The organism is Paenibacillus etheri (assembly GCF_001012825.1).
GTDB lineage: Bacteria > Bacillota > Bacilli > Paenibacillales > Paenibacillaceae > Paenibacillus_AQ > Paenibacillus_AQ etheri.
Genome location: NZ_LCZJ02000033.1, coordinates 238735 through 251261, shown reverse-complemented (window position 1 = coordinate 251261; position 12527 = coordinate 238735). Strand labels below are relative to the sequence as shown.

The window sequence follows — 12527 nt, the reverse complement described above, 5'->3', positions numbered from 1 at the left end:
TACAGATGAAGGGAAAAACAGGTAAAATGATATTAACACTAATACTGGTCCTATCTTTGACAATCACAATGATCGGTTGCAGCGGCAATAACAATGAAGAAGCCAATAATTCAAACGTCAATTCCAGCAAAGGAGCAGACAAAGGAAGCAATGACAAGCAAGCTTCTGAGAAGCTTGAACCGATCACCTTCTCTTTTTTCGCAGAAGATCCAAATCCGAACTGGGTAGACATGCGGGATGATATCGGGAAAGCCATCACAGAAAAAACAGGTGTATCCCTGGATGCAGAATTTGCTGTAGGTGATCCTTCCCAAAAAGTATCGCTTATCGCAGTCAGTGGCGAGTATCCTGATTTGATCAGTGCAAAAAACGATATTAACAAAATGGTTGATGCAGATGCACTTCTTGACCTGACCGATCTGATAGAGAAGCATGCCCCTAATATCAAAAAGCTATACGGGAAATATATGAAGCGCCTACGTTACAGTGAAACAGACCATAGCATCTATGCGCTTCCGACTTATGCAGGCGTAGATGGTATCGGGTTTAGCGCAACCGGCGGTTTCGAGCTTCAGCATCGTGTCGTGAAAGAGCTTGGATACCCGAAGATCAGAACGGTTAAGGATTTCGAGAACGCTATCAAAACCTATCTCGACAAGCATCCGACCAATGAAAAAGGCGAGAAAAACATCGGTCTATCCCTGCTCGCTGAAGACTGGAGAATTTTGATTTCTGTTACAAATCCTGCATTCTTGACTACCGGTGCCCCGGACGACGGAGAATATTATATCAACCCTGAGACCTATGAGGCAATGTATCACTTCAGACGTCCTGAAGAGAAAGAATACTTCAGATGGTTGAATCATATGAACGATATCGGTCTGCTGGATCGAGAATCCTTCATACAAAAATTTGACCAATATAAAGCGAAAATCGCATCAGGCAGCGTATTGGGCTTGATCGACCAAGACTGGGAGTATGGTGATGGTGAGAGAAGCTTGAAGGCAGAGGGGAAATTCGATCATGCCTACGGTCATTATCCGGTTACCCTGAATGAACAATTCAAAGATCATTCTTTCCAGTCAACTGGCTTCATGGCAGGTTACGGTATTTCGATCTCTAAAACTTGCAAAGATCCGGTTCGTGCCATTAAATTCCTTGATTATCTCGCCTCCGAGGAAGGCCAAGTTCTTACCTACTGGGGTGTTGAGGGTATGCATTACGTTGTAGAAAACGGTGTGCGAAAAATTCCTCAAGAAATCAATGATCAAAAAATCAACGATTCCATTAATTTCTCCAAAAAAACAGGTATAGGCTTTTATAATAACATAGGTCCGCACTATGGCGACGGCGTAAAGGATTCCACTGGCAACTATATTACTACTAACTTCCCGGAACAAATTGAAGCTTCCTATAATGATGTGGAGAAGGAAGTGTTAACAGGCTACGGCATCAAAAATTGGAAGGAGTTATTCCCGGGTGAATCTGAATTCCCGGTTAAGCCTTGGGGTGTAGCATGGAACATTTCTGCTCCAGCTGACTCCAAAGTCAGTGTGCTAGCTGAGAAAATGAAGGATATTACCTGGAAGCGTATACCTGAAGCGATTCTTGCAAAACCTGAAAAATTCGACGTCATCTGGGATGTTTATATGAAAGATATCGAGAAGGCAGGCGTGAAAGAGATGGAGAAGGAATATACGAAGCTGATTCAAGCACGCGTGAAGCTTTGGAATGAATAATTAAACATTAAAATTAGCCTGTATAAAATACAGGCTCTTAAATTTAGACAGACAGAAATGATTCGCGATAAACGTTAGCTGTAAAAGTTACTAATAATGCTTTTAATAGGAGTAATGTATGCCATAATGAACCTCTTAAATAACATGAGGATACGGAACAAATTGATATTATCCTTCATCATTGCTGTATTTGTTCCGGTCATAATAGTTGGTTTCTTTTTAACGTTAGAACTGCGAAAAATGGCATTGAATAACGCCTTAGATCAGAGTGTAAAGAATGTGGAACGGTTGAAGAAACGGACGGAGGATTTATTGTATTCTCCTTCCGATGTATCTTATCGTCTGTTATTTGACCGTCAGCTGAGTAGGGTTGTCACCGCTCAATATACATCCGTATATGATGTAGTCAAAACGTATAACGACTATAAAAAATTTCAAGAATACGTGGATTTATATAAAGAAATTGAATATTTCCGTTTCTTTATCAAGAATCCTACGATGTTAAATAACTGGATTTTCAACCAGCCAACACCGGAAGTCATGCAGATGCCATGGTATGTAGATGCGATGAACGCCAGGGGACTAATTACGTGGAGTTTCATTGAGGATGTTAACACGCACAAGAAACAGTTGTGTCTGATCCGACGAATAGATTTTTTGGAAACTCATAAAACCGGAGTATTGGTAATCGCTATCAGTACAAATGAGTTGGAATCCATCGTAAGCCAGGAGCCATTCGAAACCATGATTGTAGACAGCTATAACAATATCGTGGCAGCAAATCATGAAAACCTAACTGGAAGGTCCTTGGAGGACATTCATTTGGATACTGAATTAATGGATCACGGCAAAGGAACCTACGATGCTCTTGTGGATGGTAAGAAATCAAAGATTGTTATTGAAGAGCTGATGCCAAGATCAAGTCTAAATGGAGTACGTATTATTTCCATTTATTCCGTTGAATCCATTGTTAAAGATGCCAATCGGATCAAAATGTTGGCTCTGTCCGTGATCATCGCCAGCTTGTTTGTGGCAGTTTTGCTGGTTTACTTTTTCTCCATGTTAATATCATCACGCCTATTGCGCCTAAGCAAACATATCAACAAGGTAGCTTTGGGAAATTTAACGATAACAATGCAGATTGAAGGTAAGGACGAGATTGCCCAACTTTCCCGTCAATTCAATTCGATGGTGGGCAGTATCCACGCGTTGATGTCGGAGATTCAAGAATCTAACCAGCAAAAAAGCTTGCTGCAGCAAAAGCAAACTGAAATCAAACTGAAAATGCTGGCAAGCCAAATCAACCCGCACTTTCTGTTTAATGCCCTTGAATCGATCCGGATGAGAGCGCATTTGAAGGGAGAAGCTGAAATATCCAATACCGTACAGATGCTTGGAAAAATGATGCGGAAGAACCTTGAGGTCGGCAGCAGGAGCATCCCGCTGAAAAGTGAGATTGAAATGATTCATTGTTATTTGGAAATACAAAAATTTAGGTTTGGAGACAGATTAACCTACAAGATGGATGTGGAACCTGCTGCCCTAAACGTACCAGTTCCACCGTTGATCATACAACCCTTGGTCGAAAATGCAGTCATCCACGGTTTGGAAAACAAGATGGAAGTGGGTTGTATTTTCATAAGCGTGACATGCCTTCAAGATGAACTTCAGATCGAGGTTGTTGACAACGGAATAGGCATATATGAAGAAAAGCTCGAAGTATTGCAAAGCTCCCTGGATGACGTAGAGGATGAAAAAAATAGGATTGGTTTACGAAATGTACATCAGCGTCTTGTGTTGACTTACGGCAATACATATGGGCTTCACATCGATAGCAAAAGCAATCAAGAAACGAAGGTGAGTTTTCGAATTCCGCTTGGAGGAGATAAGCATGTATAAGGTTCTGATCGTAGATGACGAGCAGTACATCCGGGAAGGATTGAAAACACTAATTCCCTGGGAAAACGCTGGTTTCCAAGTCTGTGATGCGGCTTCCAACGGAATAGACGCCATAGAGAAACACAAAACAATGCTGCCGCATCTCATGATCATTGACATCCGTATGCCAGGCATGAATGGATTGGAACTGATCGAGAGGATCCGAAAGGAGGATCCAAATGTTCATTTTCTTATATTAAGTGGATATGCGGATTTCGATAATGCTAAAAGAGCCATGACCTATACAGTGGACAGTTATATTTTGAAACCTGTGGATCAGGATGAATTATTGGATTACCTGCATCGTTTAAGGAGCGTCTTTGATGGGGAGCAAGAAGATAAACGGGAAAAGATGAAAATAGGTTTGATTCAAGCTTTGCACTCGGGCACAGTCACCCCGGAACTGGCGGAGCATGCCATCCGGTATGATCTGATGTTGAAAACCTGTCAGGTGTTGGTGATTGAGTTGTCCAGCGAGAAAAAAACAGCCGAAAAAGCACTATACCGAATGGAAGCGTTGCTCAAGAAACACTTTGAGGCTTCTGGACGTGGAGAAGTGGTTCCCATGGGTTCCTACACGGGGATTCTTTTAAATGAGGATATATTCCAGGAAGAGGATCGAAAAGCCCTATATTCGGAGCTTATTCAATTACTTGGTTCAGAGCTTGATTTCTGTGCCGCCATTGGAAGTCCAGTACATTCATTGACTGATATAGTACATTCTTATCAAAAGTGCATAGACCTTTTGGCCTTCCGCTTTTTTATGCCAGGTGAAGACTTGCTGCATACCGCTCCCGACTTTCCATCATTGGAGCAGGAGATACCGCTTGATTTGGAAGAGTTTTCCCAAACATTATTGATCGCTCTAGATGTCGGAGATATGGAAGCCGCACAGAAATGTATTATTTCAATGGGAGATGGGATGGTTCAGGCCGGGTACAGGGAGCAAGATATGAAGCTCGGATATGCGCAGATCATTTCAACGGCCATAAACAAGTTGTTACTCTCTCTACCAACAAAGCACGATGTCATACAGGATGCTCGTGGCAGAATCGTTCAGTTGTATCAGCAACAAAGTAGATTTGATCTCAACAGGTTTGCGATGCGGTTGTTATCTGATTTAAATAGACAGATTAAATCAAGTAATGGAGATACCTCATTGAAGCAGTTGATCGAGTTTATTCAGCGCAATTACCACAAGAATCTCAAACTGGAGAGCCTAGCGGATTCCTTTAATTACAACAACGCATATTTAGGTAAAATTTTCAGGAATTATACGGGAGAGCCCTTTAGGACTTATTTAGATAAAGTACGTATGGATCGTGCCAAATCCTTGTTGGAGCAGGGATATAAAGTATATAAAGTAGCAGAGTTGGTTGGTTTTCCTAACGTTGATTACTTTCATTTTAAGTTTAGAAAATATGTCGGTTGTTCTCCCTCCGATTACAGGAAAGCCCATTCTTTACAGTAGAAGCGCTTAAGGTAAAGGGGAGTGAAGGCTCGGTCTTTTGACCGGGTCGATTGTTTTTTGTAGTGTGCCTAGCGTGGAATTCAGCAGTATCATTCAAGTCCTAAACGGGTCAGGCCAGTGTTTACCCTAGCCAAGCGCGGGGTGTCCAGTGTGAGGAGGAATGAGCCTATAAATTTTATATGAAATTTAGTAGTAGAATGTTGGGTATTAAAAAGTATTTGTATATTTTATAATCAAATAGAAATGTAAGCGGTTTCCGGCTATGAAGAAACCTGCTTGAGAACGCATCTTGTGAATCTCAATCTAAATAACTATTATACTCGATTGATAATACCTCTTAGATCGGACCCTTTCCACCTCTATATGCCTATCAACTAAACTATACCGATTTGCACCTACTTCATATTTCTTCAACGTTCTATCCAACATTACCATCGGCTCTTAGTTTGGAACTTCTTTCTCCTATCTATCCATCCCTCAAGTAATTTATTTTATCTTTTTACATCATTAAATCTCTATGGATTTTTATTATGTAAGGCATCCATAAAGATACCAATTATCCGATTATCTTTAATATATAATGTGTAATTCGCTAAATGACAATGAGACACCAAGAGATACCATATAGATTAGCAAGTGATCCTTTGATGAAGGGGGTATTAAAGGGGAATTGGAAGATTGGAAGTAAGTAAATAAGTAAGTATGGAAGGTCATACAGTGGTCGTAATGACTGTTAACAGTTGAAAGGAGAGCAAGTACGGCATTCAGGTAAAGACGGGATTGCCCCTCGAAGGAGAGTAGGGGGTGGCAGCTTTTGCATCCTGACAATTGGAAATGGTCGCTTTAGTAGCTTGTGCTTGGTTACCATACACGGTTTCGACCGTCGGTCCAAATCAAGAATAAACGACTCCTGTGGACAAGGCCGGATGAGATTCTGATTGATCTGACGCCAGCTCCTTTGAAGGTTTCGGGCACTAATTTTCTCTAAGTATTCAAGAAATACTTTGCTTCCCTCCAGCGTTCGTACATCATTAGGATACTTTACCTAAAAGGTGTTTCTCACTTGGGTGATGTTTACGGATAAACACTAATCTACCAGAGATTTGGAGTCCTTATTCATTTTTAGATCAGGTTATTCTCGAAATTCATGTTCAATGAATGAAGTACTGCGATTATCAATCGGGCGTCCAAGCAGAGTAACCCACGAAAATGTGCAACAAACAATTTAAGGAGGTAGTTATATATGTTGAAAAGAATGATTGCGGTTTTTTTTGCATTTCTTATCACCTTCATGGCCGTATCCTTCGTCCCAACTGAAAAAGTAAAGGCCGAAGAAGTTAATTCGGTAGTATCCAAAAACGGCCAATTGCGAGTTTCTGGAAACCAATTAGTGAATCAGGCAGGAGAAGCGATCCAATTAAAGGGTATGAGTTCACACGGCTTGCAGTGGTTTGGACAGTTTTCGAACTACGACAGTATGAAATGGTTAAGAGACAATTGGGGAATGACCGTGTTTCGTGCTGCGATGTATACGCAAGATGGCGGATATATCAACGACCCTTCCCAAAAAAATAAAGTGAAACAAGCTGTACAAAACGCTATTGATCTTGGCATCTATGTAATCATCGACTGGCATGTGTTGGGTGAACAAGACCCGAACGTCTACAAACAACAAGCGAAGGGATTTTTTAGTGAAATGGCCTCCTTGTATAAGGATTATCCGAACGTGATTTATGAAATCTGCAATGAGCCCAATGGATCTGCCACTACGTGGAACGATAAAATTAAGCCTTATGCAGAGGAAGTCATTCCGGTTATCCGTTCCATTGCTCCGGGTAGTATTATTATCGTAGGAACCGGAACATGGAGCCAGGATGTGCAGGATGCGGCAAACAATCCGCTCTTTTACAGCAACATTATGTATACAACGCATTTCTACGCTGGTACTCATGGTCAATGGCTGAGAGATCGTATAGATTATGCGAGAAGCAAAGGTGTAGCTGTATTCATCACGGAGTGGGGAACAAGCGATGCCTCTGGAGATGGTGGTCCATTCCTTGCCGAATCTAAGGTTTGGACGGACTTTATGCAAGATAGAAAAATAAGCTGGGCGAACTGGTCGTTATGCGATAAATCGGAAGTATCCGCTGCACTGATGCCAGGCGCAAGCCCGTATGGTGGATGGTCAGATGCGCAGTTAACTGCATCCGGTAAGTTTGTCAAAGATCAAATGTATGGATCCTCGCAACCGCCAAGCGATGGCATCGTTTCAGGTAAAATCTACAAATTGGTTAACGTAGGCAGCGGTAAAGCATTGGATGTATCTGCTGCAGGTACTTCAGACGGTACGAATGTACAGATCTGGGACGATAACGGAACCGGTGCTCAGCAGTGGGTGATCACAGATGTTGGCGGCGGGCTGTACAAAGTCATTAACGTCAATAGCAATAAAGGTTTGGATGTAGCGGGTACAGCTAGTGGTTCGAATGTACAAATATGGAGCTATGGTGCCGGAGCCAATCAGAAGTGGAAAATTGTCAAGGTTGGGAGCGCTTATAAATTGATTGCCAGCCACAATGGTAAAGCTTTGGATGTAGCTTCCGCAAGCACTGATAATGGTGCGAATGTTCAAATTTGGGATGACAATGGCTCGAACGCGCAAAATTGGAATCTGTATCAATTAAACTAACTGTCAGTTATGAAAGAACTGATATAGCAGCCATTCCATATCGAATTTACAAGAAATAAGCAATAAGTATTAGAGACAATCGTTTTACATTTCAAAAACGATTGTCTCTCTTTATACATAACTGTGATTCCATGAACTGCGAACGCCACTCATGTCGAATTACACTCATCGATATCCTTGGATCGGAAGCCGATGATGTCATTAAAGAGGTCGATCTCAAGATCGAGAAGAGCAAGATCTACCGCAACCTCGACATTCTGGATGATCGGGAAAAAGAAGTAGTGGTTGGGCGGTTTGGATTGGACACGGGTGGAGAAGAGAGAACACAGCATTGCTAAGAAAATGAATAGGTATGATAGTATATTTGTGAGCGGATGTACCCTTTAAAGCAAAGGGCGGCGGCTTATTTTTGGCCTCTTTTTCGGCTGTGTTTTCATTTTTTTAATCATTAAAATATGTATCATTTGAGATGGAATTATTGTATAGACTTGGATATTTGTTTGTTATATGATTCTAGTGAATCGATGGACCTGTAATTTTTTGCCTATTTAGTCTATCGCAATCACAGGGGGGACATATGAGAAAAAGGATTTTGAGTATTGTATTAGGGGCTATAGTTCTAGTGAATTTGGTTTTTGGGAGTCAAGGAATAACCTTTGCCGCCCAAGCACAGTCAACTGACAGAATGTCCGACATTCAGAGCCATTGGGCCAGCAGCCAGATTTCTAGATGGTTAGATAAAGGTTTGATTTCAGGATATGCCGATCATACTTTCAAACCGAATACAAGCATTTCACGGGCTGAGTTTGCTGCGATAATCAATAAAGTGTTTGGTTTTACGGACCAGTCGCAGGATGTTTTTAAAGATGTGAACTCGGATAAGTGGTATTATTCCGAAATTGGAAAAGCTAAGGCAGCCGGGTATATCTCCGGGTTTGGGGACAATACGTTCCGGCCTGAGGCTGCTATAAGCAGGCAGGAAGCGACAAAAATGTTGTACATACTGTTGCAGCTGAATGGTTCTAATGATGATTCAGCAATAAAGGCGTTTAAAGATTACAGCGTAGTACCGGCTTGGAGCAAAACCTATTTAAATGAAATTGTAAGTAAAGGATACATAAATGGTTATCCGGATCGTACGTTAAGACCCCTTCAGACGATTTCGAGAGCAGAAGCTGTTGTCATACTGGATAAAGTAATGGGTACTCTTATTATGGATAAGGGAACCGTTGGCGGAACGGAATTAACAACGATATCGGGAAATGTAACGATTAACACATCAGGGATTACCTTGAAGAACACCAGAATTGAAGGAGATTTACTGTTAACTGCGGGTATTGGTGCAGGTGAAGTGGATCTCGATCAGGTGACTGTGTCAGGAAGAACGATTATAGCAGGCGGCGGGGAGAATAGTGTTCATCTGCTGGACTCCCAATTGAATAAAATGCTTGTAAATAAGCAGCCGGGGAGAGTCCGTATAGTAGCTCAGGGCAGCACCCGAATTAAGGAAACAATTGTAAAAACAGAAGCCGAACTGGAGGGAACTAATAAAGAATCGGGCTTTGACTCTATTGAACTCGATCTTTCGAAGGCAGATGGATATGTTGATTTAAGCGGTATCTTCAAGACTATAATAATAAAAAATAAAACGATAGTTAATGTTCTTGAAAAGTCTGAGATCGGTGCGCTTGAGGTAGCCAAAGAGGCAGCGGCCAGCACGGTGAATTTAGCCGATAACAGCGTACTGAGACAATTAACTTTGAATGCGGCTGCCATAGTCAAGGGAAAAGGCACGATTACAAAGACACTCATTAATGCCAGCGGTTCTACATTCGAACAGGAAATTAAAGATTATACTTTGGCCAAAGGCGTGTCAGTTGTTATGAATGGCAAAGAAATCGGCGAGGAGCTGAATAAGGCACAGCAGATTGCCCCAAGTGTACAGTTGCCAGCCTCTCCAGCTGCAGGTGGAGGAGGTAGTGGCAGCGGCGGCGGTAGTTCAAACCCGGGCCCCTCTCCTCAGCCGGAGCCACAACCTGAACCTGTTGAACTTCCGGAAGTTCTAGGAGTGTTTATGGTTGAGGATCAACTGTACGCCTGGTTTGAAGAATCTGGTAATCATAGTAAAATACAGTGGGATCTGTATAATGAAAACACTCAAAAAAGTTATGAGACAACATATAAGAATACTGCGGGAAAGATTGGGGTTTATACAGTAAAAGAAGGTGGTCTTCCTCCGGCTGAATATATTGCTGCCATTTCCAATGAAAAGTATTATGATCTTTTGCCGAGTCTCTTACTTAGCAAATCGGTTATCAATGGCTCCTATTATCCCGCCGTTTATTACACAGGTATGCTCGATATCGGCTTTAAAATCAATCAGAACGAGATTATCGTAGATTTAAATCAGTCATCTGCTGCTGATAACACTCCTTTAGCGGATGGTGATCTGATTTCCGTATACTACGGGGACTATCTGGTTCTGAAAGCAAAATGGGATGGTGCGGGCAAGAAGTGGGTGTATCAGGGCATTGTGAACATTTTACCAGCCCCGGATAATGTTTCAGCAACCCCTTCCTCCAGAACGGATATCAACATTAAGTGGGGGGCGATGCCTGTAGCAGAGTACTATCATATTCTCACAAGCAGCTCACCGGATGGACCTTATACTCCTGTTAAAGATAGTTCGGGAGCACCTATGAAGGTAACAGAAAACTTTTATATTGATAGCGGGCATTCGCCGCATACAACCGTTTACTATAAAGTGATTGCGGTGCTTAACGGCATCGGATCTGCATTTAGCGATTATGCTTCAGCCACTACGTTTGCTAATGAGCATATGCAATTAGATTTCAATGTTACTGACAGCGTTCAAGACCCAAGCAAGCCAATTATTTATGCAACAGACAAACAGAATAAGAAACTCGTTGCAGTTAACTATGAGACCCAACAGACTACTGCGGTTCCGTTGGGACTGCCTCCGGAAAGTATAACGTACGCGGATGGAAAATTGTACGTGGCTCTCCTGAAAGCGGAACATTCATCTCAAATTTTTGATGAACAACAAAAAGGGGCTGTCGCTGTTGTAGATGCGGCAACGCTTACCATTGACCATGTTTATGATATTAATCTCGATCCTTATAGCATTGCAGTAGACCGTGAAGGCTATGTGTATATTTCATCCGGTTCAGGCCAATGGACGAAAATACGGTCTTATTCTGGTGATTCTTTTACTCCCATTGGATCTTATACAATCAGTCACGCAACTCATATTCTTATGCATCCGATCATGAATAAGATATATACCGTTAATACGAATTCGATTCCAAGAGATATTGGAACATTTGTCATTAAGAACGGCGAATTCCTAAGCAACTACGATTCTCCTTATCACGGAGATTACCCAATGACGACAAAGATTAATTTATCTCCAGACGGAAAGTATCTTTTCAATGGCGCAGGAACGGTATTTTCAACCGAGTATGACAAATTTGGTGACATGAGCTTTGTATATAAAATGGATGGAATGTATGATGATATGGCATTCGATTTGAAGAACGGAAGGTTTTATACCGTTAAAGATCATCTAATCAACTCTTATGACTACAGTAATTTCAGCAAAGTTGAAACTATTCCGGTAGATGGTGTCGGCCAGCGGATTTTCGAGGGAGCCAATCAATTGCTTGCATTGACCAACTTAGAAGGTAAGACGATTCTTGAGTTTGTTGATAAACCTTCTTCGGAGGAAGTACCGCCGGTAGATGCCCCGGGGATTTATTTGGGCGGAACGGTTGTAGACGCTGTATATAGCTCTGCTGACAATAAGGTTTACGCTATTGATCAAGCGTTCAAAAATTTAATCGTAGTTGATACCGCAAGCCAATCTGTTATTCAAAAAATATCTCTGCCCTATAAACCGGCAGGACTGACATTATCAGAAGATAGAACAAAATTATATATTGTGAATAAGGATGCTAGCAATCTGGTTACTGAGTTAAGTTTAAGTGATTATTCAGTTACCCGGAGCTTGACGTATCCGAATATGGCGGATTCCCGGGACTTCTCGGATCGGCATATTTACAGTAAGTCGGGCCGTCTGTATGTGGTATTAGGTGACTGGTCTCCAACGCTGTTGATTTTTGATGAAGAGACTTTCCAGCCAAGCCCCGGCAATGCGAAAATTAATGGTATCGGGGATATGGTGTTCTCCAGTGATAACAGCAAATTCTATTACTGGAGTCAATATGGATGGGATGCCGGTTCAGCTAATTCAACCGTCTATACGTATTCCATTCATGAAGATGGCAGCTTCACCAACGTTGACCAGTCCGTTTTGGCATATCCGGAAATGGATAGAGATCCGCTTGATACGCCGGCTTTGTTAGTGGAAAATCTAGGAATGATTATTGTGAAGAACAAAGCCTTTAATAAGGATAACCTGCAAGAAGTTAAAGGGACGTTCCCGGAAACGATTTATGCTGTGGATGTAGTGAATAATACGGCGTTGGGTAAAAGAGGAGTTTATGACCTTACCACCTTCCAGAAGATCGAATCCATTGATTTAGCCGGTGCAAACAACATTTTCTATGATGATAAAGGAAACCGGTATTATATAATAGATAACTCTTTGTTTATCAATTAAATTCAAAAAATTGTAATCATTTTTTCTAAGTTTTCAGTATAATAGGCA

At 41.7% G+C, this 12527-nt stretch carries 5 protein-coding genes and 1 pseudogene; all 6 read left to right on the top strand.

The annotated features are described in order from the left end of the window. Nucleotides 1–5: 5 nt before the first annotated feature. The 6 genes and pseudogenes from UQ64_RS20785 to UQ64_RS20765 all read left to right on the top strand — a co-directional run bounded on the left by UQ64_RS20785 (nt 6) and on the right by UQ64_RS20765 (nt 12479). On the top strand, nt 6–1739 hold the full coding sequence (locus UQ64_RS20785; RefSeq protein ID WP_060625378.1) for an ABC transporter substrate-binding protein: 1734 nt from the start codon (nt 6–8) through the stop codon (nt 1737–1739). 162 nt (nt 1740–1901) lie between these two features. Beyond that, nucleotides 1902–3638 (top strand): sensor histidine kinase, encoded by a 1737-nt coding sequence (locus UQ64_RS20780; RefSeq protein WP_342447601.1) that lies wholly within the window; start codon nt 1902–1904, stop codon nt 3636–3638. After that, entirely contained in the window at nt 3631–5148 is a 1518-nt protein-coding gene (locus UQ64_RS20775; protein WP_060625376.1) for a response regulator transcription factor, read from the top strand. Before UQ64_RS20780 ends, UQ64_RS20775 begins: the two co-directional genes overlap by 8 nt. Before the next feature lie 1243 nt (nt 5149–6391). Beyond that, nucleotides 6392–7837 (top strand): cellulase family glycosylhydrolase, encoded by a 1446-nt coding sequence (locus UQ64_RS20770; RefSeq protein WP_060625375.1) that lies wholly within the window; start codon nt 6392–6394, stop codon nt 7835–7837. 155 nt (nt 7838–7992) lie between these two features. After that, a pseudogene (locus UQ64_RS31000) lies at nt 7993–8166 on the top strand (RNA polymerase subunit sigma-70); the annotation flags it as partial. Between the two features lie 248 nt (nt 8167–8414). Continuing rightward, entirely contained in the window at nt 8415–12479 is a 4065-nt protein-coding gene (locus UQ64_RS20765; RefSeq protein WP_060625374.1) for an S-layer homology domain-containing protein, read from the top strand. Nucleotides 12480–12527: the final 48 nt, after the last annotated feature.